This window comes from Saccharopolyspora indica, assembly GCF_027853965.1.
GTDB classification, from domain to species: domain Bacteria; phylum Actinomycetota; class Actinomycetes; order Mycobacteriales; family Pseudonocardiaceae; genus Saccharopolyspora; species Saccharopolyspora indica.
On sequence record NZ_JAQGLB010000037.1, the window covers coordinates 1 to 24,977 of the forward strand.

Here is a 24,977-nt window from a genome sequence, read left to right on the forward strand (position 1 = left end):
GGACCTGCGGTGAGCGTCGAGGTCGGCAGCCCGGTGGCCGGTCTGGCCGCCGCGCTCGGCGAGGTGCCGGACCCGGTGTTCTCGCAGGCCATGGTCGGGCCGGGGATGGCGATCAAGCCGTCCGGCGCGGTGTGGTGGCGCCTCGGTGGTGGTGCGAGGTGGGCGTCGGAGCGCTGTGGGCCGTCGTGGCGGTGCGGATCGCCGGTGGGATGCCCTGGTGGTGGGCGGGCGTTCCGCTGGTGGTCGGGTGGGGCGGTGTGCTGCTGTCGGTGTGCGACATCCGTGCTTACCGGTTGCCGGACGTGTTCACGTTGCCCGCGTATCCGGTGGCGTTGGTGCTGGTCAGCGTTGCATCGGTGCACCGGCCCGGGGTGTGGGGCGGGGCGATCGGCGGTGGGCTGCTCTTCGGCGGGGTGTACCTGCTGGTGCGGGTGGTGCTGCCGGGGGCGATGGGGCCGGGCGATGTGAAGCTGGCGGGGAGCCTGGGGCTGGTGGTGGGCGCGGTGTCCATCGGGGCGGTGCTGGCCGTCATCGCCGCGGCGGCGCTCATCACGCTGGTCGCGGCTTCGCGGCGGGGGCGCGGGGCGATTCCGCACGGGCCCGCCGCGCTCGTTCCCGCGTGGCTGGTCACCGCGTTCGCGCCGTGGCCGTGAACTGGGCACCCGGGCGGGTTCACCGGCGGCCGGACGTGGCAGGATCACAGGTGTGCTGCGCTGGATGACCGCTGGAGAATCGCATGGCCCCGCCCTGGTGGCGGTGTTGGAAGGCATGGTGGCCGGAGTCGAGGTGACCTCGACCGACATCGCGACCCAGTTGGAGCGCCGCAAGCTCGGGTTCGGCCGGAGCCCGCGGATGAACTTCGAGGCCGACGAGCTGGAGATCATCGGCGGCGTCCGCCACGGGCGCACCCAGGGCGGCCCGATCGCGGTCCGCATCGGCAACACCGAGTGGCCCAAGTGGGAGCAGGTGATGGCCGCCGACCCGGTCGACGAGGACGTGCTGGCCTCGCTGGCCCGCAACGCGCCGCTGACCCGCCCGCGGCCCGGTCACGCCGACCTCGCGGGGATGCAGAAGTACGGCTTCGACGAGGCCCGCCCGGTGCTGGAGCGCGCCAGCGCCCGCGAGACCGCGGCCCGCGTCGCCGTCGGCACGGTGGCGCGGCAGTTCCTGAAGCAGCTGCTCGGCGTGGAGATCGTCAGCCACGTGGTCAGCCTGGGCGGTGTCGACGCCGAGCACGACGTGCTGCCCGGCCCGGACGACCTGGCCGCGATCGACGAGAACCCGGTGCGCGCCTTCGGCGACGCCGCGACCGAGCGGATGATGGCCGAGGTCGACGCGGCCAAGAAGGACGGCGACACGCTCGGCGGCGTGGTCGAGGTCATCGCCTACGGGCTGCCGCCGGGCATCGGCTCGCACGTGCACTGGGACCGCAAGCTCGACGCCCGGCTGGCCGGTGCGCTGATGAGCATCCAGGCGGTCAAGGGCGTGGAGATCGGCGAGGGCTTCGCCAACGCGCACCGCCGGGGCAGCGCCGCGCACGATGAGATCTACCCCGACGAGGGCGCGAAGTGGGTGCACCGCGGCAGCAACCGGGCCGGTGGCCTGGAGGGCGGCATCACCAACGGCGAGCCGCTGATCGTGCGCGCCGCCAAGAAGCCGATCTCCAGCCTGCCGCGCGCACTGGCCACTGTGGACGTGGTGACCGGTGAGCCCGCGCAGGCGATGCACCAGCGCTCGGACATCACCGCGGTGCCGCGCGCGGCGGTGGTCGCCGAGACGATGGTCGCGCTGGTGCTGGCCGAGGCCGCGCTGGAGAAGTTCGGCGGCGACTCGCTGCCGGAGACCCGGCGCAACGTCGAGGGCTACCTGGCCGGTCTGCGCGAGCGCGCCGAGAAGCGGCAGGCGCGGTGATGGCGCCGCGGGCAGTGGTGGTCGGCCCGCCGGGCGCGGGCAAGACGACGATCGGCCGGTTGCTGGCGCAGCGGCTGGAGGTCGCCTTCCGCGACACCGACGAGGACGTGGTGCGCACCAGCGGCCGGGCCATCGCCGACATCTTCGCCAGCGACGGCGAGCCCGCCTTCCGGGCCATGGAGGAAGCCGCCGTCGAGACCGCGCTGCGGGAGCACGACGGGGTGCTGGCGCTGGGCGGCGGTGCGGTGCTCTCCGAGCGCACCCGCGAGCTGCTGGCCGGGCACCAGGTGGTGTTCCTGTCGGTCGGGCTGGCCGAAGGCGCCAAGCGCGTCGGGCTGTCCAGCGCGCGGCCGCTGCTGGCCGGGGTGAACCCGCGGGCCACCTTCAAGGCGCTGCTCGACGCCCGGGTGCCGGTCTACCGCTCGGTGGCCTCGGTGGAGATCGTCACCGACCACGTTGCGCCCGACGAGGTCGTGGAGCAGGTCGTGGCCGCGCTGTCCGCGCGCACCTGAGCCGTTCGCCCCGCCGCGCGGGCCGGCTTGCGTACTCTCTTTGTCCAGAACCGCCTTCACCGAAGGGACGATGATGACCGAACCGGTGCGGATCAGGGTTGCCGGCCAGCAGCCCTACGACGTGGTGGTCGGCCGGGGGCTGCTCGGCGAACTCGTCGACTACCTGCGCGACGCATCGGCGGTGGCGCTGGTGCACCAGCCCACCATCACCGCGACCGTCGAGGCCGTGCGCGAGGAGCTGACCGAGGCCGGGGTGGACGCCCACCGGGTGGAGATCCCCGACGCCGAGGACGGCAAGAGCCTGCAGGTCGCCGGGTTCTGCTGGGGCGTGCTCGGCAAGATCGGCATGGACCGCGGCGGCGTCGTGGTGTCCTTCGGCGGCGGTGCGGTCACCGACGTGGCCGGGTTCGTGGCGGGCACCTGGATGCGCGGGGTGCGCGTGGTGCACGTGCCGACCACGCTGCTGGGCATGGTCGATGCCGCTGTCGGCGGCAAGACCGGCATCAACACCGACGCGGGCAAGAACCTCGTCGGGCTCTTCCACGAGCCGAGCCTGGTGCTGGCCGATCTGGCGACGCTGGAGGGCCTGCCGCGCAACGAGCTGATCGCGGGCATGGCCGAGATCGTCAAGGCCGGGTTCATCGCCGACCCGGAGATCCTGCGGCTGATCGAGGCCGACCCGGAGGTCGCCACCGACCCGTCCGGCGAGGTGCTGGGCGAGCTGGTGCGCCGGTCGATCCAGGTCAAGGCCGACGTGGTCGCCGCGGACCTGAAGGAATCGCACCTGCGGGAGGTGCTCAACTACGGGCACACCCTGGCGCACGCCATCGAGCGGCGCGAGCGCTACCGGTGGCGGCACGGCGCGGCGGTCAGCGTGGGCCTGGTCTTCGCCGCCGAGCTGGCGCGGCTGGCCGGACGGCTCGACGACGAGACCGCCGACCGGCACAAGCGGGTGCTGGACCTGCTGGGCCTGCCCACCAGCTACGACCCGGACGCGCTGGGCCAGCTGCTGGAAGGCATGAAGGTGGACAAGAAGAACCGCGCGGGCGTGCTGCGGTTCGTGGTGCTCGACGGGCTGGCCAAGCCCGGTCGGCTGGAGGGCCCGGACCCGTCGCTGATCGCCGCGGCCTACTCCGCGGTGACCGGTGGCGAGGCCAAGTCCACGGGGATCCTGCTGTGAAGGTGCTGGTGCTCAACGGCCCGAACCTCGGGCGGCTGGGCAAGCGGGAACCTTCGGTCTACGGCAGCACCACCTACGCCGATCTGGTCGCGATGTGCGAGCGCGCGGGCGAGGAGCTCGGCGTCGAGGTCGAGGTGCGCCAGACCGACCACGAGGGCGAGATGGTGCAGTGGCTGCACGAGGCCGCCGACCAGCGGTGGCCCGTCGTGCTCAACGCCGGTGCCTGGACGCACTACTCGATCGCGGTGCGCGACGCGGCGGCGCAGCTGGACGCCGACCTGATCGAGCTGCACATCTCCAACGTGCACAAGCGGGAGGAGTTCCGGCACACCAGCTACCTGTCGGACATCTCCACCGCGGTGGTGGCCGGTCTCGGCGTCGCGGGCTACCCGCTGGCGATCCGCTGGCTGGCCGAGCACGCGAGCGCGTAGGCGCGCCCGGTTCTGGGGGAGGGCGTGGTGCGGGGAGCTTCGCGCGGGGCCGTCGGGCTGTTCTGCGTGCTGCTGTTGGCTGGTTGCACGCCGGTGCCGGGCACGCCAGGCGCTCAGCCGAGCGTCGAATCGCGGGCTCAGCCGGGTCGATTGCCCATCGACCTGGAGGTCGGCGGCGAGCGCTCCAGCGGCGGCGTGGTGGTGTCGGGCGGCATGCCCGCGCCGTACAACTACGGGCCGACGGTGCTGGCGGACGGCGGGCAGTACCGGGTGTGGTGGTGCAGCCAGCTGCCGGGGATCGGCCCGCCCGGCGACGACATCCTGCACGCCGCTTCGGCCGGTCCCGGCGGGCCGTTCGCCGATTCCGGCGGGGCGCCCGCGGTGCCGGTCTTCTCCGGGCAGCCGGGCGGTTTCGACGGCATGCACACCTGCGATCCGTCCGTGCTGGAGGTGGGTGGGCGCTACTTCCTCTACTACACCGGCGCGGCGGGCGACGACCACGCGCACGGCAATTCCATCGGCGTGGCCAGCAGTTCCGACGGGCGGTCCTGGCGGCGGGAGGCGGGCGGAGCGCCGATCGTCCGGCCGTCCGGCGAGGTGCACCGGGAGAACGCCTACGGTGCCGGGCAGCCCGCCGCGCTGTACCTGGACGGCTGGTTCTACCTGATGTTCACCGACACCACGGCCGCCGGGGCGGGCTGGAACGGCGCGGGGCAGTTCGTGCTCCGGGCGCGCGATGCGGAGTTCCGCTCGCAGGTGGAGGCGTTGACCGGGGAGGGCTTCCGGCCGGCTGGTGGGGCGCGGGCCCGTTCGGTGGTGGACGCCTTCAGCGCGGACTGGATGTGGGTGCCCGCGCTGGACGCGTTCGCGATCGCCCACCAGACCGTGGACGGCACCTCGGTCACCTTCTGGGACCGCGACTTCACCTCCCACCCGTACCCGCCGGTGCTGATCCCCGGCCCGTGGCAGGAAGGTCCGGGGCTGGTCCGCCGCCCCGACGGCACCGCTCCGGTGTCCACATCGGACCCGTGCGGCACGGTTGCGCTGGACGTCCTGCGGGCCACCGCGCTGCTGCCCGCGCCGACCGACATCCGCCACTTCGGCATCGACATCACCGGTTTCGACGGCTGCGCCACGCCGGAGCAGGCGGCGGTGGTCCTCGACGGTTTCGCGGTGCCCTCGCCCGCGCGCACCGTCGACGTGGTGCACGACGGCCAGCGGGTCCGGGTGGAGCGCCGTTCGGTGGCGGAGCTGCTGGTCGCCGGCGTGCTCGACCATCGGGTGTCCGCAGTGGACGGACTGCCGGTGGTGGGCACCATCGGGGCCGGGGCCGAGGCGTTGCGCGCGCCGAGCGGCGAGGTCGCGCTGCTGGACGACGAAGGTCGACTGTGGACGGTCGCACCCGAGGTGGCGGCGGCTAACGAATCACCGGTCACCGACGTCTCGCAGTCCGAGTGGGACTCCCGCCCCCGGGGCGGCGACCTCCGCCGCTGAGCCCTCTGACGCGATTTCCATTGAAGTTGCCGGGGTGACCGCGGATCGTGACGGTTTGCCCCGTTTGGGCGATGTGTTCGGTTCTATTCGGTGGTTGAGAAGTTTTGGTCGCAACCTTTCCGCGCGTGGGGCGTCTACTGATCGGCAAGACGGGGGCAAGGAAAGGTGAGACAGATGAATCGGGCGAAGTTCCTCGCGGTCGCGGCGGCGGCGCTGACGGTCGGGTTGACCGCGTGCAGTCCTGGTGGATCCGGTGAGCAGAGCACGGTGAACAACGCCCAGCCCTCGGTCGTCCAGGAGGATTCCGGTGTCAGCGCGGTGGATTCGCCCGCGAGCGACGAGACGCAGGACGAGACGTCCTCGTCGGCCGTCACCCCGCCGCCGGAGACGCCGGTCGGGGATCCGCTGTGCAAGGCTCCCGACCTCGCGCTGTCCTTCGGCGAGAGCGACGGCGCCACCGGCGGCCGCTACGCGCCGCTGATCTTCACCAACATCAGCTCGCACAACTGCGTCATCCAGGGCTTCCCCGGGGTGTCCTACGTCGGCGGGGACGACGGCCACCAGGTCGGTGCCGACGCGTACCGGGACGGCAAGAAGGGCGGCGCGGTCAACATGGCGCCCGGCGACAAGGCCTCGGCCATGATCAAGTTCACCACGGTGGAGAACTACGACCCCGCCGAGTGCCGCCTGGAGGTCGCCAAGGGCCTGCGGATCTACCCGCCGCAGGAGACGGCCTCGCTGTTCATCCCGTTCGACTACGAGCAGCACGGCTGCGCCAACGCCGAGAAGTCCCAGCTCAGCGTCCAGACCATCCAGGCGGGCGTCTCGCAGTAGCGGCTCAGGAGCGGAAGGTCCGGCGGTAGGTGGCCGGGCTGGTGCCCAGGCGGTGGCGCAGGTGCTTGCGCAGCGAGGCCGCCGTGCTCAGACCGGCCTGCTCGGCCACCGCGTCGATCGGCAGATCCGTGGATTCCAGCAGGTGGCGGGCGTGCTCCAGGCGCTGCTGGAGCAGCCAGTCCATCGGGCTGGAACCGGTCTCGTCCCGGAACCGGCGGGTGAAGGTCCGCACGCTCGTCCCGGCGTGCGCGGCGATCTTGTCGAGGGTCAGCGGTTCGGCGAGGTGCCGCAGCAGCCAGGCGCGGGTGTTCGAGGTGCCGTTGCCGTCCGGTTCCGGCACCGGCCGCTCGATGTACTGGGCCTGGCCGCCTTCGCGCCACGGCGGCACCACGCTGGAGCGGGCCGCGCGGTTGGCCACCTCGCTGCCGTGGTCGCGGCGGATCACGTGCAGGCACAGGTCGATCCCGGCGGCCACCCCGGCCGAGGTGAGCACGTCGCCGTCGTCGACGAACAGCACGTCCGGGTCCAGGTCCACCTCCGGGTACAGGCGGCGGAAGTCCTCCGCGTACGCCCAGTGCGTGGTGGCCGGCCTGCCGTCGAGCATGCCCGCCGCGGCGAGCACGAACGCGCCGGTGCAGATCGACATGATCCGGGTGCGGGCGGGCAGTCCGGCCAGGTAGTCGGCCAGTTCCGGGTCCAGGCTGCCGTCGGTGCGCGGCCCTTCGACGTGGGTGCCGGGGATGACCAGCGTGTCCGGCGAACGCAGGTGCTCCGGCCCGGCGCTGGGCAGGACGGCGAAGCCCTTGGTGGTGGGGATCGGCCCGCCGTCGAGGCTGCACACCTGGACGTCGTAGAGCTGCCCGCCGCTCGCGTCGCGGGCTCCTGCGAAGATCTGCGACGGGATCACGAGGTCGAAGCCGACGACGTCGGGCAGTCCCAGGACGGCGATCCGGTGCGGGCGAGGGGCCATGGCCGGATCTTCTCACATCTTGTCCCTCCGGCCACTGGTTCGGTGCTGCCGGTTCGGTGAAGCTGGTCAGGTGATCAGCACTGCGTCCGCGCGGCGCATCCACCCGGCGTGGTGGGTCGCGGCCGTCGCCTTCGTCGCCTTGGTGGGCTCCGCCGCGTTCCGCTCGATGCCCGGCGTGTTCATGAATCCGCTGCACGACGAGTTCGGCTGGCCGCACAGCGTCATCTCCGCGGCCGTCTCGCTGAACCTGCTGCTCTACGGGGTGACCGCGCCGTTCGCGGCGGCGCTGATGGACCGCTTCGGCATCCGCCGGATCACCGTCTTCGCGCTGGTGCTGATCGCGGCGGGCAGCGGGCTCACCGTGTTCATGACCGCCAGCTGGCAGCTGGTGGTCTGCTGGGGCCTGCTGGTCGGGCTGGGCACCGGGTCGATGGCGCTGGCCTTCGTCTCCACCGTGGTCGACCGGTGGTTCGTGGCGCGGCGCGGGCTGGTCAGCGGGGTCCTGACCGCGGGCAGCGCGACCGGCCAGCTGGTGTTCCTGCCGCTGGCCGCGGTCCTGGTGGACGAGTTCGGGTGGCGGATCGCCTCGCTGACCATCGCCGGGGCGTCGCTGCTGGTGGCCCTGCTGGTGTGGTTGGTGATGCGCGAGCGCCCCGCCGACGTCGGGACCACCGCCTTCGGCGCGACCGGCGACGAGCCGGAACCGGTGCGCGCCAGCGGGAACCCGGCGGCCAACGCCCTGCGCGCGCTCCGCGAAGCCGCCCGCACCCGTGCTTTCTGGCTGCTGGCAGGCGGTTTCGCGATCTGCGGGGCGAGCACGAACGGGTTGGTCAACACGCACTTCGTGCCCGCCGCGCACGATCACGGCATGCCGACGACCACGGCGGCCGGGCTGCTGGCCGTGATCGGCATCTTCGACGTGGCGGGCACCGTGCTGTCGGGCTGGCTCACCGACAAGGTCAACCCGCGGATCCTGCTGGCCGTCTACTACACGCTGCGCGGGATCTCGCTGTTCGTGCTGCCGCAGCTGTTCGCGCCCTCGGTCGGGGCGAACATGGTGCTGTTCGTGGTGTTCTACGGGCTGGACTGGGTGGCCACCGTGCCGCCGACCATGGCGCTGTGCCGGGAGCACTTCGGGCCGCGCGCGTCGGTGGTGTTCGGCTGGGTCTTCGCCTCCCACCAGATCGGCGCGGCGGCCGTCGCCACCATCGCGGGCGTGGTGCGCGACCAGTTCGGCGACTACGCCGCGGCCTGGTACGGCGCGGGCCTGCTGTGCCTGCTGGCGACGGCCTTCTCCGTGTCGATCCGGCGCCGCGCGCCGGAGGAGGTCACCACGGTGTCAGCGTCACGGTGATCGACGTCGGCGCGTTGTCCTGGACGTAGGAGGCGAAACCGGCCACGTCGTCGAAGGCGAAGCCGTAGGCCTTGCCGTCCTCGGTGTTCTCGTGCATCACCTTCGAGTAGTGGTTGGTGATGTCGTGCCGGTAGAAGCCCGCCGGATCGGTGCCCGGCTGGTCGGCCGAGTCCAGCAGGATCGAGCGGTTGAAGCCGGCGCCGAGGATCGCCGCGACCGGGCCGGTGATGCCGTCGTTCGGCGCGGCCAGCGCGCCGTCGCAGAACAGCACGTCCCGGGTGGACGGCTTGCCGATGGGCTTCACGCCGCCGTCGAAGTTGAAGGTGTCGCCGGAGACCTGGCCGGTGAAGACCTTGCCGTTGTCGGTGTCGATCCGCAGCTGGGTGCCCTGGTACTTCGACCAGACCTCGTCGATGTAGGAGTCGTAGTAGGTCCCGGAGAACTTGCCGAGGTCCAGCCCGTGGCCCGGCGCGATCACCCGCAGGTCGTCCTGGCGCAGCCCGGCGAAGTCGGGGTGCCCGGCGACGCCGCTGAGGATCCGGTCCCGGCCGCCCGCGGGCACCGTGCCGGTGGTCTGGTCCGCGGCGCCCCGCAGCTGGATCGACAGCGGCACGCTGAACATGTCGACCATCGTGGTGTTGCAGTACATCCCGTCGGCCTTGAGGGTGAACTCGACGGTGTCGTGCAGGACCCCGTAGTTCGGGTCGGTGTCCACCCAGCCCGCCGGGTACTGCAGCGCGGGCTTGCCGTCGCCGCCGACGACCACCTTGAACTTCAGCTTCTCGCCGAGCGCGAAGTAGATCCGGCCGGACATGCTGGGCAGGTTCAGCTGGGTGTCACCGCTGCCCTGCAGCGGGATGGCGTAGTCGGCGAAGCCGTCGGAGCCGTTGTCGGACTCCGAGACCGGCACCAGCTGCCCCTCCGGGGTGACCCGGGACTGCTCACCGGTGTCGAGGTTGGTGCCGACGACGTAGACGTGGATCGAGGCGTTGTCGAACTGACCGCTGGAGTTGACGATCGTCAGCGGCAGCGGGACCTCCGGCGCGCGGCGACCGGCCAGCGGGGGCACCGCGAGAGCGGGGGAGGCGGCCAGGCCGCCGAGGGCGGGCACGGCGAGAGCGGCGGCGGAAACACCGCGGAGGAAGGATCGTCTGCTGGGCACGGCGCGTCCCTTCGGTCGGAATTGGTTCGGGAGCGCAACAATTGTGGGAACGCCCTCACCAACCGCCAATACGCCGGAACGCCGTCGGCCGCTGCCCGATCCGGAGCAACCGACGAGTCATTTCCGGACAACCCCGAGGTTCCGGGCGTGCGCGCCGCACCGGGGGATATCCCTACCGACGTTCCCGCTTTTGCCGAAACCACCGGCGTCCGAGCGGAGGGCCGGTCAATTTCGCACGAAATTGACCATCACCCGGGTGAACGTCAATTTCGTGCGAAATTGACGCGGCGTGCGTGGGACTGGAGCTCTGCGGCTGCGTTTCCGATGGTGGTGGGCCGTGAGTGTTTTGGGGGGGCAAGGCACCCCAAAACACTCACGGGACAGTGGAAGCGGAGCCGATGATGCGGACTCAGCCCGTGAAGCGGACCTGGGGGTAGGCCGGGGAGGGGCCGTCGAGGAGGCCTTCGTCGCGGTTTCGGAGGTGGAGGTCGAAGAAGGCGCGGACGTAGGTGCGCAGCGCTTCGGCGTCCGCGCGCGGGTCGGCCGGGTCGGTCGCGCCGACGAGGACGTCCATTTGCTGCGGGCTGAGGACGCCCGCTTCGCGCAGTTGCGGGGCGAAGACCACCAGGTCGTTGAACGAGTTGTGCGCCGCCGTGACCATCTGCAGCGCTCGGCGCCAGCCGCGCAGGTTCGACCAGAACTCGCTGATCAGCTCGTGGCCCTGATCGCTCGGATCGGCGGTGAACAGCAGGAACGGCTGGTCCAGGCCCTCGGGCACCACCGTGCCCCACGGGTCCTCGCGGGTGCCCAGCGGGCCGTCCAGGTCGACTCCGGCGGTGATGCGCGGGTGGTCGTGCATCGACTGCGCGGTGGTCGCGCCGCCCAGCGAGTGCCCGTACATGCCGATCGAACCCAGGTCCAGCGCTCCGGGCAGGATGCGGCTGCCGAGCTGGTCGAGGACGAATCCGACGTCGACGACCCGGATCGCCATCTCGCGCTTGAACGTCTCGAACGACTCCGGGTCCGCCTGGCGGTTCACCTCGATGCGGCCACCGGGGAACTCCACCTCGGTCGGGTCGTGCGTGTGGTCCAGCGCCACCACGGCGTACCCGTGGCTCGCGAGCTCCTCGGCCAGCAGCGAACCGAAGGCCCGCGACATCAGGTGCCCGGGGGAGTGCAGCAGCACCGGCAGCGGGCCGCCGCCGAGCTCCACCGGAGCGTCGCGGTGCGAGTGCGTCCGCGTGGCGGCCCAGTCGACGGTGCCCACCGGGATCTGCGGCGGGATCGCCACGGTGCCCTCGGCCGCGGTGCGCGCGAAGTGCTCGGCCAGCGCGCGCGACATGTGCGGGGCCACCGGGTGACCGCCGACGCGCCGCGCCGGGTACCGGACCGACACCATCAGCTCGCGGAAGGGCTTCTCCGGCGCCCACGGATCGGGGCGGGAGGTGTCGATCAGGTGCAGGTCGGTGATGCCCACCCGGTGCGGGCCGGTCGGCGCTGGCAGCTCCAGCCGCACCTGCTGCCGGATGCCCGCCGCAGCGGTCGCCGCGGTCGCGGTGACCGCCAGGCCGGCGAGGAAGAGTCGTCTGCCGATCATGCGTTCCCCTAACGCTCGAATCGGACTTCGATCATGTTCGAGCGATCGTAAAGGCGATGTGAGAGCCCGCCGGCGGATTGGTTAACGTTGCCGCGATGGCAGAACTAGTCGCGCGCGGCGAGTCCGAGCGTGGCGAACTCGCGCTGCTGCGCCGGGACGACGTGCTGGAGCTCCGGGTCAACGGCGTGTTCGTCATGGACACCGCGCACACCGCAACCGAACGGGAACTGGCCACCGCCACGCTGCGCGCCGTGGACGCGGCGCGGTTGCGGGTGCTGATCGGCGGGCTGGGCCTGGGTTTCACGCTGCGCGAGGTGCTGGTCGATCCGCGGGTGCGCGAAGCGCACGTCGTCGAGATCGAACCGGATCTGCTGACCTGGCACCGGGACGGCCTGGTTCCGCACACCGCCGACGCCGTCCGCGACGAGCGGGTTCGCTGGCACGTCGGCGATGTCGCCGCGGTGCTCGCCGCGCAGCCGCCGGAACGCTTCGACGTCGTGCTGCTCGACGTGGACAACGGCCCGGACTTCCTGGTCTACGACGCCAACTCCGCGATCTACCGCAGCGAATTCCTCGCGCGCAGCAAGGAGAAGCTGACCCCCGGCGGCACGCTGGCGATCTGGTCGGCCGACACCTCGCCCGAGCTGCGGGCCGCGCTGCACGAGGTCTTCGGCAACTGCGAGGAGCTGGCGATCCCGGTGCGGCTCGGCCAGCACGAGACGACCTACCACCTGTTCCTCGCCGTCCGCTAGGACTCCAGCAGGTCGAGTTCGAGCAGGCTCGGCTCGATGATCCCCTCCAGCACCAGCAGCTTCCGCTTGGCCTCCAGGCCCGGCCCGAAGCCGCCGAGCCCGCCGCCGCTGGCCAGCACCCGGTGGCACGGCACGATCAGCGGAATCGGGTTGCTGCCCATGATCGTGCCGACCGCGCGCGAGGCCTCCGGACGTCCCGAGAGCTCGGCCAGCCGCTTGTAGCTCACCGCTTCGCCGAACGGCACGAGCTCGAACAGGGTGCGCAGCACGTGCAGCCGCAGGCCCTGCATCGGTGCCCACTCGATCGGCACGTCGAACTCGCGGCGGCGGTGCCCGAAGTACTCGTCGAGCTGCCGCGCGGTCTCGGCCGCCAGCCCGGTGTCGCGCACCAGCTCCGCGTCGTACTCGCCGAGCACCGCGTCGGGCTCGGCGAAGGCGATCTGGCGCACCCCGGACGCCCCGGCCACCACGGTCAGCGGCCCGACCGGGCTCGCCAGCACGCTCCACGACAGCGACATTCCCGAACCTCGAATTCTTCCAGTGGTTGGTTTGCGTGGCGGTGCGGGTGGCGGAACCTCACCGCCCGCCTGGCTGCGGGATCCCGTTCTCATGTATGTCCGATACACGGCGAACGGGCTGTCTCGCCCAGGGCGTGCCCCAGGGGTACGGGCACCGTGAACCCGCGGCGGTGCGGGTTGACGGCCCACTCACCGAAAAGCGCAAGCGGCTCGCGCCGCTTATGAAGCGAACGGTAGCGCTCAGCACCGACAACGCGCTGCGCACAAGGCTGTGGCGGCTTCCCGCCGACCGCCGAGCTGACCAGGTCCGGGCACTGGTCCGCGGGTTAGGCTCCGGAACATGTCCGAAGCGCACTCCCACCGACGGCAAGCCCTCCGCGACCGCCTGCGCGCGCAGGAACTGGACGCGATCCTGGTGACCGATCTGCTCAACATCCGCTACCTCACCGGCTTCACCGGGTCCAACGCCGCGCTGGTGGTGCACGCCGCCGACGAGCCGGGTGCCGAGGCGCGGACGGTGTTCTGCACCGACGGCCGCTACCTGACGCAGGCCCAGGAGCAGGTCCCGGACCTGGAGCGGGTGATCGACCGGGCGAGCGATCTGACGCTGGCCGACCGGATCGGCTCGGCGGCCGCCGAGCACCGCCGCGTCGGGTTCGAGAGCCAGCACGTCACCGTCGACCGCCGCGACGTGCTGGCCGAGGCCGCGGGCAAGGCCGAGCTGGTGCGCGCGCCGGGGCACGTCGAGCACCTGCGGCTGGTCAAGGACGAGACCGAGATCGAGGCGCTGCGGATGGCCTGCGCCGCCGCCGACCGGGCGCTGGCCGACCTGATCGAGCACGGCGGGCTGCGCGCCGGGCGCACCGAGCTGGAGGTCGCCCGCGAGCTCGACTCGCGGATGCTGGACCACGGCGCCGCCGGACCGTCGTTCGACACGATCATCGCCTTCGGCGCGAACTCCGCGGTCCCGCACCACCGGCCGACCGACGCGGTGCTGGCCACCGGCGACTTCGTCAAGATGGACTTCGGCGCGCTGGTCGACGGCTACCACTCGGACATGACCCGCACCGTCGTGCTGGGCAAGCCCGCCGACTGGCAGCGCGAGATCTACGAGCTGGTGCGCACCTCGCAGGCCGCCGGGCGGGCCGCGGTGCAGGACGGCGCCGACGTGCGCGACGTGGACACCGCGGCGCGGAAGGTGATCGAGGACGCCGGGTACGGCGAGCAGTTCCTGCACGGCCTCGGACACGGCGTCGGCCTGGAGATCCACGAGGCACCGACGTTGTCCCAGCGGGGAGACGGTAGAATCAGCGCCGGGATGGCGGTCACCGTCGAGCCTGGCGTGTATCTGGCGGGCCAGGGCGGGGTCCGCATCGAGGACACGCTGGTCGTGCGTCCCAGCACGCCGGAGCTCCTCACCTTGACGACGAAGGAGCTCGTCGCCGTCTGACGCACTGCAGTGCGCCGACACCGCCGGAATCTCGATTCGGCGGAACACGCCCGAGCCATCACCACAGGAGAAGATCCCCACGTGGCATCCACGAACGACCTGAAGAACGGACTGGTGCTCAACATCGACGGCCAGCTCTGGTCCGTCGTGAACTTCCAGCACGTCAAGCCCGGCAAGGGTGGCGCCTTCGTGCGCACCACGCTGAAGAACGTGCTCTCCGGCAAGGTCGTGGACAAGACCTTCAACGCCGGCGTGAAGGTGGAGACGGCCAACGTCGACCGCCGCGAGATGACCTACCTCTACGACGACGGCACCGACTACGTCTTCATGGACCCGGACACCTACGACCAGGTCCAGATCTCGCGCGAGGTCGTCGGCGACGCGGCGAACTACATGCTGGAGAACAGCACCGTGTCCGTCGCCCGCCACGACGGCGAGCCGCTGTACGTCGAGCTGCCCGCCTCGGTCGAGCTGGTCGTCCAGCACACCGACCCGGGTCTGCAGGGCGACCGCTCCACCGGTGGCACCAAGCCTGCCACCCTGGAGACCGGTGCCGAGATCCAGGTGCCGCTGTTCCTCAACACCGGTGACAAGGTCAAGGTCGACCCGCGCGACGGCCGGTACCTCAGCCGCGTCAACAGCAAATGAGCGCCTGCCCGTCGGCCACCGCGGCCGGGAAGAGGGTGTGAGGTGGGTTCACGGAGCAAGGCGCGCAAGCGCGCGGTGGACTTCCTCTACGAGGCCGACCAGCGCGGCGTGGACGCGGTGACCCTGCTGTCCGACCGGGTCGGTTCCCCCGAGGTGCCGCCGGTCAACGACTACACCGTCACCCTCGTGGAGGGCGTCACGGAGAACCGCGCCCGCATCGACGAGCTGCTCACCCAGCACGCCGAGGGCTGGTCGCTGGACCGGATGCCCGCGGTGGACCGCTCGGTCCTGCGGCTGGGCCTCTACGAGCTCCTCTGGAGCGAGGACGTCCCGCCCGCGGTGGCGATCGACGAAGCGGTGGAGCTGGTCAAGGCGCTGTCCACGGACGACTCGCCGCGGTTCGTCAACGGCATCCTGGGCCGCATCGCGGGCATCAGCAACCGCCTGCGCAAGACGGTCAAGTAACCAGGCGGCTCACCCGCACGCATGAAGACCGAAGGGCACCTTTCGCCAACCAACTCGGCGAAAGGTGCCCTTCGTCATGCCCACAACCAGGCACCGCCACCCGTTCGGTGCGCGGTGAAGGGCACCTTTCAGCAAGTAAGTTGCTAAAAGGTGCCCTTCACCGCGATCGAGATGGCGGAAGGGCACCTCGCGCCGGGGAGGGTGCGAGGTGCCCTTCGGGGGTGTGCGGAAGTTCTCACTCCTCGCGGGCCGGGCGGGCCTCCGGCGGAAGCACGCCCCAGTCGATGAGCTGCTCGGTGAGCTCTCCCGGCGTCATGTCGTAGATGATGGCCAGGGATCGCAGGTCCTCGGTGCGGATGGACAGCACCTTGCCGTTGTAGTCACCGCGCTGGCTCTGGATGGTGGCCGCGTAGCGGGCCAGCGGGCCCACCTTCTCAGCGGGCAGCTGCTGCAGCCGCTCAAGGTTGATCACGACCTTGGTGGCGGGCTCGGCGCCGGACGGCACCCGGCCCTCCGGAAGCAGTTCCGCGACCGGAACCCCGTAGAAGTCGGCCAGCTCGGCCAGCTTCTGCACGGTCACCGCACGGTCGCCGCGCTCATAGGACCCGACGACCACGGCCTTCCACCGCCCGCCAGACTTCTGCTCGACGCCGTGCAGCGACAGACCCTGCTGCTGGCGGATAGCGCGGAGCTTGCTGCCCAGCGCCTTGGCGTAGTCGCCCATGTGGCGTTTCTCCGTTCGTTCGCCCCGTCAGCCGATAGTGCCGACCGGGGAGCAAAGCTCAGATCGATACGGAGAGTAATGTTCGCTCGCCAGCGTCACCAGGTCAAGTTGGTCTTTGTCGGCAATGGGGCGAGTCCCACCACACCACCCGGACGATTGACCACTGAGCGCTGATAGCGTACGAGGTAGCCCGGCCGTTCGGCGGAGTTCCAGCCGCGGAGACTGCGGGGCAGGTCACACACCATCCTTTAAGGATCCGTCCAGTGAGGCGGAGAAGGAGGTCGCACCGTGGCGTCACGCCAACCGGCGGGCGCGGCGGACCCGGTCGGGCAGCGGGAGCTGCTCTCGGCCGGTGACGTTGCGCGCACGATTGCCCGGATCGCTCACCAGATCATCGAGAAGACCGCCCTGGACACCGGCGGCAGCGACGTCGTGCTGCTCGGCATCCCGACCAGGGGGACCCCGCTGGCGCGGCGGCTGGCCGCGAAGATCAGCGAGTTCAGCGGCGTGACGGTGCCCACCGGCGCCCTGGACATCACGCTCTACCGGGACGACCTGCGCAAGCGCCCGAACCGCCCGCTGGAGCCCACCGATCTGCCCGTCGAGGGCATCGACAACGCACTGGTCGTCCTGGTCGACGACGTGCTGTTCTCCGGCCGCACCGTGCGCGCCGCCCTGGACGCCCTGCGCGACCAGGGCCGTCCCCGCGCCGTGCAGCTGGCGGTGCTGGTCGACCGCGGGCACCGCGAACTGCCGATCCGCGCCGACTACGTCGGCAAGAACATCCCCACCTCGCGCTCCGAGGACGTCGCCGTGCAGCTCGCGGAGACCGACGGTGAAGACGACCGCGTGGTGCTCCGGCGCGATGAGGAGAACGAGTGATGCGCCACCTGCTGTCCACCGAGGGACTGGACGCGGCCACCGCGACCAGCGTTCTCGACACCGCCGACACGCTCAAGCAGACGCTGCTGGGGCGCGAGGTGAAGAAGCTGCCGACGTTGCGCGGGCGCACGGTGGTGACCCTGTTCTACGAGAACTCCACGCGCACCCGGGTCTCCTTCGAGGTCGCCGGGAAGTGGATGAGCGCTGACGTGATCAACGTCTCGGCCAGCAGCTCGTCGGTCAACAAGGGCGAATCGCTGCGCGACACCGCGCTGACGCTGGCCGCCGCGGGCGCCGACTGCGTGATCATGCGGCACCCGGCCTCCGGTGCGGCGCACCGGCTGGCGGGCTGGCTGGACGAGGTCGGCACGCAGGTCGTCAACGCCGGTGACGGCATGCACGAGCACCCGACGCAGGCGCTGCTGGACGCCGCGACCCTGCGCGAGCGCCTGGGCGAGCTGGCGGGCCGCCGCATCGCGATCGTCGGCGACCTGCTGCACAGCCGGGTCGCGCGCTCCAACGTGCACCTGCTGCGCACCCTGGGCGCCGAGGTCGTGCTGGTCGCGCCGCCGACGCTGGTACCCGCGGGCGCCGACCAGTGGGGCGCGGAGGTGCGCCACGACCTGGATCCGGAGCTGCCGAAGCTGGACGCGGTGATGATGCTGCGCGTCCAGGCCGAGCGGATGCACGGCGGTTTCTTCCCGTCGGCGCGCGAGTACTCCATCGCCTACGGCCTCAACCAGGCGCGGCTGGACAAGCTGCCGGAGCACGCGGTCGTGCTGCACCCCGGCCCGATGCTGCGCGGCATGGAGATCGCCCCGGCCGTCGCCGATTCCCCGCGAGCCGCCATCACCCAGCAGGTCAGCAACGGCGTGCACGTGCGGATGGCAGTGCTCTACCACCTGCTTGCCGGAGAGGAGCTCTCTGCATGAGCCGCCTGCTTCTGAAGGACGTCCGCCCCTACGGCGAGGGCGACCCGGTGGACGTGCTGGTCGACGGCGAGGTCATCGCCGAGATCGGCGCGAACCTCGAGGTCGACGCCGATGAGATCGTGCACGCCGACGGCGCCGTGCTGCTGCCGGGCTTCGTCGACCTGCACACCCATCTGCGGGAGCCGGGCCGCGAGGACGCCGAGACCGTCGAGACCGGGTCGTCCGCCGCGGCGCTGGGCGGCTACACCGCGGTCTTCGCGATGGCCAACACCGATCCGGTCGCCGACAACGCGGTGATCGTCGAGCACGTGTGGCGGCGCGGCCGCGAGGTCGGCCTGGTCGACGTGCACCCGGTGGGCGCGGTGACGGTCGGGCTGAAGGGCGAGAAGCTCGCCGAGCTGGGCACCATGCGCCGCTCGGCCGCCGAGGTCCGGATCTTCTCCGACGACGGCCACTGCGTGCACGACCCGCTGATCATGCGGCGCGCGCTGGAGTACACGAAGTCCTTCGGCGGTGTCGTCGCGCAGCACGCCGAGGAGCCGCGGCTGACCGTGGGCGCGCAGGCGCACGAGGGCGCGAACGCCGCGCGGCTGGGCCTGGCGGGCTGGCCCGCTCCGGCCGAGGAAGCGATCGTCGCGCGCGACTGCCTGCTGGCCGGGCACACCGGCGGCACGCTGCACATCTGCCACGTCTCCACCTCCGGCACCGCCGACATCCTGCGCTGGTGGAAGTCCCGGGAGACCGCCGGCTCGGTGTCCGCCGAGGTCACGCCGCACCACCTGCTGCTGACCGACGACCGGCTGGAGACCTACGACCCGGTCAACAAGGTCAACCCGCCGCTGCGCACCGACGCCGACGTGATGGCGCTGCGCGAGGCGCTGGCCGACGGCACCGTGGACTGCGTGGCCACCGACCACGCCCCGCACGCGGCCCAGGACAAGGACTGCGAGTGGGCCGCCGCCAAGCCCGGCATGCTCGGTCTGCAGACCGCGCTGGGCATCGTCGTGCGCACGATGGTGCGGCCGGGGCTGCTGGACTGGCGCGGCGTCGCGCGGGTGATGAGCGAACGTCCCGCCGAGATCGCCGGGCTGGCCGACCAGGGCCGTCCGGTCGCGGCGGGAGAACCGGCGAACCTGGTGCTGGTCGACCCCGACGCCGAGTGGACGGTGCGCGGGGCGGAGCTGGCCAGCCTCGGGGAGAACTCGCCGTTCGACGGCATGCAGCTGCCGGGCCGGGTGGTCGCGACGCTGCTGCGCGGACGGCTCACCGCACACGAGGGCAAGGTGAGGCGCTGATGGAACGCACCCTGTGGGTCGTGGGGCTGGCCGCGATGGTCGCCCTGGTGTTCTTCGGGATGTGGCGCGGCTGGCGCGGCCGGGCCCGGCGCCAGGCCGCCGAGCTGCCGGACTTCCCGGCGCCGCCGGTCGAGCCGGGCGAGGAGCTGCGCACCGCGGCCACCGGCATGTACGTCGGCACCACGAAGGCCACCGACTGGCAGGACCGCATCGCGGTGGGCGACGTCGGCCACCGGGCCAACGGCAGCGCGCACCTCTACGCCGCGGGCCTGCTGCTGCGCCGCACCGGTGCCAGCGACATGTGGATCCCGGCGGAGTCCGTCGTGGACTGCCGCCTGGACCACAAGCTGGCCAACAAGGTGGTGCCCGGGGCGGGCCTGGTCGTGGTGACCTGGCGCCTGGGCGAGGTGCTGCTGGACACCGGTTTCCGCGGCGACGACAAGGCCGCGCAGACCGAGTGGGTCGAAGCGATCCGCGCCCTGGCCCCCGCGGACGAGGTCGTGAGCGCGGCCGCGCGGTCCGAAGCAACTACCGGCGGCTCGGCTGAGTCGCGGCAGGAGGAGAAATGAGCGAGAACACCCCGGCCGCGCTGGTGCTGGAGGACGGCCGGATCTTCCGCGGGGAGGCCTACGGCAAGGTGGGCCGGACCCTCGGCGAGGTCGTGTTCACCACCGGCATGACCGGCTACCAGGAGACCCTGACCGACCCCTCCTACCACCGCCAGATCGTGGTGCAGACCGCGCCGCAGATCGGCAACACCGGCTGGAACGACGAGGACGACGAGTCCGCGCGGATCTGGGTCGCCGGCTACGCCGTGCGCGACCCCGCCCGCCGGCCGTCGAACTGGCGCTCCCGCCGCTCGCTGGACGAGGAGCTGGTGCGCCAGGAGGTCGTGGGCATCGCGGGCATCGACACCCGGACCCTGACCCGGCACGTCCGCGAGCTGGGCGCGATGCGCGGCGGCATCTTCTCCGGCCCGGAGCTGGGCACCGACGAGGAGATGATCACCGCGGTCAAGGCCGGTGCCGAGATGGTCGGCGCTTCGCTGGCCGGTGACGTCACCACCGCCGAGCCCTACGTCGTCCCGGCGATCGGCGAGAAGCGGTTCACCGTGGCCGCGCTGGACCTGGGCATCAAGTCCAACACGCCGCGGATGATGGCCGAGCGCGGCATCGAGGTGCACGTGCTGCCGCTGGCGTCCACTTTGGACCAGATCCTGGCGGTGGGCGCGGACGGGCTGTTCCTGTCCAACGGTCCCGGCGACCCGGCCACCACCGACGCGCAGGTCGAGCTGACCCGCCAGGCGCTGGACCGCAAGCTGCCGCTGTTCGGCATCTGCTTCGGCAACCAGATCCTCGGCCGCGCGCTGGGCCGCGGCACCTACAAGCTGCAGTACGGCCACCGGGGCATCAACATCCCGGTGATCGACGCCGAGACCGGCAAGGTCGCGATCACCGCGCAGAACCACGGCTTCGCCGTGGAGGGCGAGCCGGGCGAGCACTTCGACACCGACTTCGGCCGCGCGATGGTCAGCCACCACTGCGCCAACGACGGTGCGGTCGAGGGCCTGCGGCTGCTCGACGGCCCGGCGTTCAGCGTCCAGTACCACCCCGAAGCGGCAGCGGGTCCGCACGACGCCGCGCCGCTGTTCGACAAGTTCGTTGATCTGATGAGTGAGGCGCGCTGACATGCCGAAGAGGACCGATATCAAGCACGTGCTCGTCATCGGGTCCGGGCCGATCGTGATCGGCCAGGCGTGCGAGTTCGACTACTCCGGCACCCAGGCGTGCCGGGTGCTGCGGGAGGAGGGCATCCGCGTCTCGCTGGTGAACTCCAACCCGGCGACGATCATGACCGACCCGGAGTTCGCCGACGCCACCTACATCGAGCCGATCACCCCGGAGTTCGTGGAGAAGGTGATCGCGGCCGAGCGGCCCGACGCCATCCTGGCCACGCTGGGCGGGCAGACCGCGCTGAACACCGCGATGGCCCTCGACGAGCTCGGCGTGCTGGAGAAGTACGGCGTCGAGCTGATCGGCGCGGACATCGAGGCGATCCAGCGCGGCGAGGACCGGCAGCGGTTCAAGGACATCGTGCGCTCGGTCGGCGGCGAGGTGCCCGAGTCGGCGGTGTGCAACTCGATGGAGGACGTGCGGGCGTTCGTCGCCGAGCGCGGCCTGCCGGTGGTCATCCGGCCCAGCTTCACCATGGGCGGGCTGGGCTCGGGCATGGCGCACACCGAGGACGAGCTGGAGCGGATGGCCTCCTTCGGCCTGGCCGAGTCCCCGGTGCACGAGGTGCTGATCGAGGAGAGCGTCCTCGGCTGGAAGGAGTACGAGCTCGAGCTGATGCGCGACCGCGCCGACAACGTGGTGGTCATCTGCTCGATCGAGAACATCGACGCGATGGGCGTGCACACCGGTGACTCGGTCACGGTGGCGCCGTCGATGACGCTGACCGACCGCGAGTACCAGCACATGCGCAACGTGGGCATCGCGGTGCTGCGCGAGGTCGGGGTGGAGACCGGTGGCTGCAACATCCAGTTCGCCATCCACCCGGAGACCGGCCGGATGGTCGTCATCGAGATGAACCCGCGGGTCTCGCGCTCCTCGGCGCTGGCCTCGAAGGCGACCGGCTTCCCGATCGCCAAGATCGCCGCGAAGCTGGCGGTGGGCTACACGCTGGACGAGATCCGCAACGACATCACCGGCGAGACCCCGGCCAGCTTCGAGCCGACGCTGGACTACGTCGTGGTGAAGGTGCCGCGGTTCGCCTTCGAGAAGTTCCCGGGCGCGGACCAGGAGCTGACCACGACGATGAAGAGCGTCGGCGAGGCGATGGCCGTGGGCCGCAGCTTCTCCGAGGCGCTGGGCAAGGCGCTGCGCTCGATGGAGACGAAGGCGGCCGGTTTCTGGACCAAGGCCGACCCCGAGGGCATCACCGTCGAGTCCGCTCTGGAGCAGCTCCGCACGCCGCACGACGGCCGCCTCTACACGGTGGAACGCGCGCTGCGGCTGGGCGCTTCGGTGGAGCAGGTGCACGAGGCCTCGGGCATCGACCCGTGGTTCGTCGACCAGATCGCCGCGTGGGTGGAGCTGCGCGCCGAGCTGGTCGAGGCCGCGGTGCTGGACGCGGCGCTGCTGCGGCGGGCCAAGCGGGCCGGGCTGTCGGACCGCCAGATCGCCGCGCTGCGGCCGGAGCTGGCCGGTGAGGACGGCGTCCGCACCCTGCGGCACCGCCTGGGCGTGCGGCCGGTCTACAAGACGGTGGACACCTGCGCGGCCGAGTTCGCCGCGCACACGCCGTACCACTACTCGGCCTACGAGTCCGACCCGGCGGCCGAGTCGGAGGTCGCCGAGCAGCGCGAGCGGCCGAAGGTGATCATCCTCGGCTCGGGCCCGAACCGCATCGGCCAGGGCATCGAGTTCGACTACTCCTGCGTGCACGCGGCGATGGCGCTGCGCGACGCCGGGTACGAGACCGTCATGGTCAACTGCAACCCGGAGACGGTCTCCACCGACTACGACACCTCGGACCGGCTCTACTTCGAGCCGCTGACCTTCGAGGACGTGCTGGAAGTCGTGCACTCCGAGCAGCGCTCGGGCACGGTCGCGGGCGTGATCGTGCAGCTGGGCGGCCAGACCCCGCTGGGCCTGGCCAAGCGGCTGGCCGAGGCGGGCGTGCCGATCGTGGGCACCCCGCCGGAGGCCATCCACCTGGCCGAGGACCGCGGCGCGTTCGGCGACGTGCTGGCCGGGGCGGGCCTGCCCGCGCCGAAGTACGGCACCGCGACCTCCTTCGAGGGCGCCAAGCGGATCGCCGACGAGATCGGCTACCCGGTGCTGGTGCGGCCGTCCTACGTGCTCGGCGGGCGCGGCATGGAGATCGTCTACGACGAGGCGTCGCTGGAGAACTACATCGCCCGCGCCACCGAGGTCACCCCGGAGCACCCGGTGCTGGTGGACAACTTCCTCGACGACGCCATCGAGATCGACGTGGACGCGCTGTGCGACGGCACCGACATCTACCTCGGCGGCGTGATGGAGCACATCGAGGAGGCCGGCATCCACTCCGGCGACTCGGCGTGCGCGCTGCCGCCGATCACGTTGGGGCGCCAGGACATCGAGATGGTGCGCCGGTCCACTGAGGCCATCGCGCGCGGCATCGGCGTGCACGGCCTGCTCAACGTGCAGTACGCGCTCAAGGACGACGTGCTCTACGTGCTGGAGGCCAACCCGCGCGCTTCGCGGACCGTGCCGTTCGTGTCGAAGGCGACCGCCGCGCCGCTGGCCAAGGCGGCCGCGCGGATCATGCTCGGCGCCAAGATCGCCGACCTGCGCGCCGAAGGCGTGCTGCCCGGCGAGGGCGACGGTGCGGACCTGCCGATCGACGCGCCGGTGGCGGTCAAGGAAGCGGTGCTGCCGTTCCACCGGTTCCGCACCCGCGAGGGCGTCGGGGTGGACTCGCTGCTCGGGCCGGAGATGAAGTCGACCGGCGAGGTGATGGGCATCGACGTCTCCTTCGGACAGGCCTTCGCCAAGTCCCAGGCGGGCGCCTACGGCTCGCTGCCGACCTCCGGCAAGGTGTTCGTCTCGGTGGCCAACAAGGACAAGCGCTCCCTGGTGTTCCCGGTCAAGCGGCTGGCGGACCTTGGCTTCGAGATCCTGGCCACCAGCGGCACCGCGGAGGTGCTGCGGCGCAACGGGATTCCGTCCACCGTGGTCCGCAAGCACGTCGAGAAGATCGACGGGGAGCGCGACATCGTCGAGCTGGTCAAGGCCGGTGAGGTCGACATGGTGATCAACACCCCGTACGGCAACCCGGGCCCGCGCGTCGACGGCTACGAGATCCGCACCGCGGCGGTCTCCCGCGACATCCCGTGCATCACCACGGTGCAGGGCGCGGCCGCGGCGGTGCAGGGCATCGAGGCCGCCATCCAGGGCAACATCGGTGTCCGGCCGCTCCAGGCGCTGCAGGCGGCGCTGCGGCAGGGCGGTGAGCAGCGATGACCGGCCAGCTGCGGGCGAGCTTCGGTCGGCGGCTGTCCGACGCGGTGGAGGCCCGCGGCCCGCTGTGCGTGGGCATCGACCCGCACCCGTCGCTGCTGCTGGCCTGGGACCTCGACGAGTCGCCCGCCTCGCTGGAGCGGTTCGCGATGACGGCGGTGGAAGCGCTGGCCGGCGAGGTCGCGCTGCTCAAGCCGCAGTCGGCGTTCTTCGAGGTCTACGGCTCGGCCGGGATCGCGGTGCTGGAGAAGGTGATCCGCGAGTCGCAGCAGGCCGGTGCGCTGGTGCTGCTGGACGTCAAGCGCGGTGACATCGGCTCCACCATGACGGCGTACTCGATGGCCTACCTCGACGAGCACGCCCCGCTGGCGGTGGACGCGATCACGGTCTCGCCGTACCTGGGCTACGACTCGCTGGCCCCGGCCATCGGCCTGGCCGAGCAGACCGGTCGCGGCGTGTTCGTGCTGGCCCGGACCTCCAACCCGGAGGGCGCGGGCCTGCAGCGGTCGGTCCACGGCAGCGGCGACTCGGTCGCCCAGTACATCGTGGACTCGGCGGCGGAGACCAACCGCGACGCGGACCCGATGGGCCACGTGGGAGTGGTCGCAGGCGCCACGATCGACCCCGGCGAGCTGGACTTCTCCCGGCTCAACGGCCCGATCCTGGCCCCCGGCCTGGGCGCCCAGGGCGCCACGGTGGAAACCCTCCGCGAGGTCTTCGGCGACTCCCTCCCCAACGTCCTCCCGACCACCTCCCGGGACATCCTCCGCCACGGCCCGACCCCCGCGTCCCTGCGCGCAGCCACTCACCGGATCCGCGACGAGGTGACCGACCTCCTGCGCTGATCCGCACCGGTGAGC

General features: G+C 71.6%; 24 protein-coding genes and 1 pseudogene. 20 read left to right on the forward strand and 5 right to left on the reverse strand.

From position 1 onward, the window contains the following. Positions 1 to 9: 9 nt before the first annotated feature. The 8 genes and pseudogenes from OU416_RS39230 to OU416_RS39265 form a co-directional block, all read left to right on the forward strand. A pseudogene (locus tag OU416_RS39230) lies at positions 10 to 126 on the forward strand (PTS glucose transporter subunit IIA); the annotation flags it as partial. Between the two features lie 32 nt (positions 127 to 158). Beyond that, positions 159 to 653, forward strand: coding sequence for a prepilin peptidase (locus OU416_RS39235; protein WP_270932175.1), 495 nt, complete (start codon positions 159 to 161; stop codon positions 651 to 653). A 52-nt stretch (positions 654 to 705) separates the two neighbouring features. Further along, positions 706 to 1,911, forward strand: coding sequence for a chorismate synthase (gene aroC / locus OU416_RS39240; RefSeq protein WP_270932176.1), 1,206 nt, complete (start codon positions 706 to 708; stop codon positions 1,909 to 1,911). Beyond that, the gene (locus OU416_RS39245) at positions 1,911 to 2,423 is read left to right on the forward strand and encodes a shikimate kinase (RefSeq protein WP_270932177.1); all 513 of its coding nucleotides are present in this window, start codon (positions 1,911 to 1,913) and stop codon (positions 2,421 to 2,423) included. The genes aroC and OU416_RS39245 overlap by 1 nt, the downstream gene beginning before the upstream one ends. A gap of 73 nt (positions 2,424 to 2,496) precedes the next feature. Continuing rightward, positions 2,497 to 3,603, forward strand: a complete 1,107-nt coding sequence (gene aroB / locus OU416_RS39250; RefSeq protein WP_270932224.1) for a 3-dehydroquinate synthase — start codon at positions 2,497 to 2,499, stop codon at positions 3,601 to 3,603. Then, positions 3,600 to 4,034: a type II 3-dehydroquinate dehydratase gene (aroQ, locus tag OU416_RS39255; RefSeq protein WP_270932178.1), complete on the forward strand. Its 435-nt coding sequence runs from the start codon at positions 3,600 to 3,602 to the stop codon at positions 4,032 to 4,034. Before aroB ends, aroQ begins: the two co-directional genes overlap by 4 nt. A 27-nt stretch (positions 4,035 to 4,061) precedes the next feature. Continuing rightward, a complete protein-coding gene (locus OU416_RS39260; RefSeq protein ID WP_270932179.1) occupies positions 4,062 to 5,528 on the forward strand; it encodes a glycoside hydrolase family protein in 1,467 nt (488 codons plus the stop codon). Positions 5,529 to 5,702: 174 nt separating this feature from the next. Next, the gene (locus OU416_RS39265) at positions 5,703 to 6,362 is read left to right on the forward strand and encodes a DUF4232 domain-containing protein (RefSeq protein WP_270932180.1); all 660 of its coding nucleotides are present in this window, start codon (positions 5,703 to 5,705) and stop codon (positions 6,360 to 6,362) included. Positions 6,363 to 6,366: 4 nt separating this feature from the next. Here OU416_RS39265 and OU416_RS39270 read toward each other — a convergent pair whose 3' ends face one another. Then, positions 6,367 to 7,332, reverse strand: a complete 966-nt coding sequence (locus tag OU416_RS39270; protein WP_270932181.1) for a GlxA family transcriptional regulator — start codon at positions 7,330 to 7,332, stop codon at positions 6,367 to 6,369. Between OU416_RS39270 and OU416_RS39275 the strand changes: the two genes are divergently transcribed. Continuing rightward, entirely contained in the window at positions 7,331 to 8,686 is a 1,356-nt protein-coding gene (locus OU416_RS39275; RefSeq protein ID WP_270932182.1) for an MFS transporter, read from the forward strand. The two genes, OU416_RS39270 and OU416_RS39275, sit on opposite strands and share 2 nt — an antisense overlap. Here the strand turns inward: OU416_RS39275 and OU416_RS39280 are convergent. Both OU416_RS39280 and OU416_RS39285 read right to left on the reverse strand, forming a co-directional pair. Next, a complete protein-coding gene (locus OU416_RS39280; protein WP_270932183.1) occupies positions 8,661 to 9,848 on the reverse strand; it encodes a beta-1,3-glucanase family protein in 1,188 nt (395 codons plus the stop codon). The genes OU416_RS39275 and OU416_RS39280 overlap by 26 nt on opposite strands. 409 nt (positions 9,849 to 10,257) lie before the next feature. Continuing rightward, a complete protein-coding gene (locus OU416_RS39285) occupies positions 10,258 to 11,445 on the reverse strand; it encodes an alpha/beta hydrolase family protein (RefSeq protein WP_270932184.1) in 1,188 nt (395 codons plus the stop codon). 95 nt (positions 11,446 to 11,540) lie between these two features. Here OU416_RS39285 and OU416_RS39290 point away from each other — a divergent pair, with 95 nt between their 5' ends. Further along, positions 11,541 to 12,197, forward strand: coding sequence for a spermine/spermidine synthase domain-containing protein (locus OU416_RS39290; protein WP_270932185.1), 657 nt, complete (start codon positions 11,541 to 11,543; stop codon positions 12,195 to 12,197). Here OU416_RS39290 and OU416_RS39295 read toward each other — a convergent pair. Continuing rightward, on the reverse strand, positions 12,194 to 12,715 hold the full coding sequence (locus OU416_RS39295) for a methylated-DNA--[protein]-cysteine S-methyltransferase (RefSeq protein WP_270932186.1): 522 nt from the start codon (positions 12,713 to 12,715) through the stop codon (positions 12,194 to 12,196). The two genes, OU416_RS39290 and OU416_RS39295, sit on opposite strands and share 4 nt — an antisense overlap. Positions 12,716 to 13,055: 340 nt before the next feature. On the opposite strand from OU416_RS39295, the gene OU416_RS39300 reads away from it, so the two are divergent. The 3 genes from OU416_RS39300 to nusB all read left to right on the forward strand — a co-directional run bounded on the left by OU416_RS39300 (position 13,056) and on the right by nusB (position 15,278). Next, a complete protein-coding gene (locus OU416_RS39300) occupies positions 13,056 to 14,165 on the forward strand; it encodes a M24 family metallopeptidase (RefSeq protein ID WP_270932187.1) in 1,110 nt (369 codons plus the stop codon). Positions 14,166 to 14,246: 81 nt separating this feature from the next. Then, the gene (gene efp / locus OU416_RS39305; RefSeq protein ID WP_270932188.1) at positions 14,247 to 14,813 is read left to right on the forward strand and encodes an elongation factor P; all 567 of its coding nucleotides are present in this window, start codon (positions 14,247 to 14,249) and stop codon (positions 14,811 to 14,813) included. Positions 14,814 to 14,855: 42 nt separating this feature from the next. Further along, positions 14,856 to 15,278 carry a transcription antitermination factor NusB gene (nusB, locus tag OU416_RS39310; protein WP_270932189.1) on the forward strand — a complete coding sequence of 141 codons (423 nt, stop codon included), beginning with the start codon at positions 14,856 to 14,858 and terminating at the stop codon, positions 15,276 to 15,278. 235 nt (positions 15,279 to 15,513) lie between these two features. Here the strand turns inward: nusB and bldD are convergent, their stop codons facing one another. Continuing rightward, the gene (gene bldD, locus OU416_RS39315; RefSeq protein ID WP_010311046.1) at positions 15,514 to 16,002 is read right to left on the reverse strand and encodes a transcriptional regulator BldD; all 489 of its coding nucleotides are present in this window, start codon (positions 16,000 to 16,002) and stop codon (positions 15,514 to 15,516) included. Between the two features lie 288 nt (positions 16,003 to 16,290). Here bldD and pyrR point away from each other — a divergent pair, with 288 nt between their 5' ends. The 7 genes from pyrR to pyrF are packed head-to-tail and all read left to right on the forward strand — an operon-like array spanning position 16,291 to position 24,962. Beyond that, positions 16,291 to 16,884: a bifunctional pyr operon transcriptional regulator/uracil phosphoribosyltransferase PyrR gene (gene pyrR, locus OU416_RS39320; RefSeq protein WP_270932190.1), complete on the forward strand. Its 594-nt coding sequence runs from the start codon at positions 16,291 to 16,293 to the stop codon at positions 16,882 to 16,884. Then, complete coding sequence (locus tag OU416_RS39325) at positions 16,884 to 17,816, forward strand: aspartate carbamoyltransferase catalytic subunit (protein ID WP_093154099.1); 933 nt, start codon at positions 16,884 to 16,886, stop codon at positions 17,814 to 17,816. Before pyrR ends, OU416_RS39325 begins: the two co-directional genes overlap by 1 nt. Further along, a complete protein-coding gene (locus OU416_RS39330; protein WP_270932191.1) occupies positions 17,813 to 19,111 on the forward strand; it encodes a dihydroorotase in 1,299 nt (432 codons plus the stop codon). The genes OU416_RS39325 and OU416_RS39330 overlap by 4 nt, the downstream gene beginning before the upstream one ends. Next, positions 19,111 to 19,680: a PH-like domain-containing protein gene (locus OU416_RS39335; protein WP_270932192.1), complete on the forward strand. Its 570-nt coding sequence runs from the start codon at positions 19,111 to 19,113 to the stop codon at positions 19,678 to 19,680. The genes OU416_RS39330 and OU416_RS39335 overlap by 1 nt, the downstream gene beginning before the upstream one ends. Further along, on the forward strand, positions 19,677 to 20,798 hold the full coding sequence (carA, locus tag OU416_RS39340; protein WP_270932193.1) for a glutamine-hydrolyzing carbamoyl-phosphate synthase small subunit: 1,122 nt from the start codon (positions 19,677 to 19,679) through the stop codon (positions 20,796 to 20,798). Before OU416_RS39335 ends, carA begins: the two co-directional genes overlap by 4 nt. Position 20,799: 1 nt before the next feature. Beyond that, a complete protein-coding gene (carB, locus tag OU416_RS39345) occupies positions 20,800 to 24,120 on the forward strand; it encodes a carbamoyl-phosphate synthase large subunit (protein ID WP_270932194.1) in 3,321 nt (1,106 codons plus the stop codon). Then, positions 24,117 to 24,962 carry an orotidine-5'-phosphate decarboxylase gene (gene pyrF, locus OU416_RS39350; RefSeq protein WP_270932195.1) on the forward strand — a complete coding sequence of 282 codons (846 nt, stop codon included), beginning with the start codon at positions 24,117 to 24,119 and terminating at the stop codon, positions 24,960 to 24,962. Before carB ends, pyrF begins: the two co-directional genes overlap by 4 nt. The last annotated feature ends 15 nt before the right edge of the window (positions 24,963 to 24,977 follow it).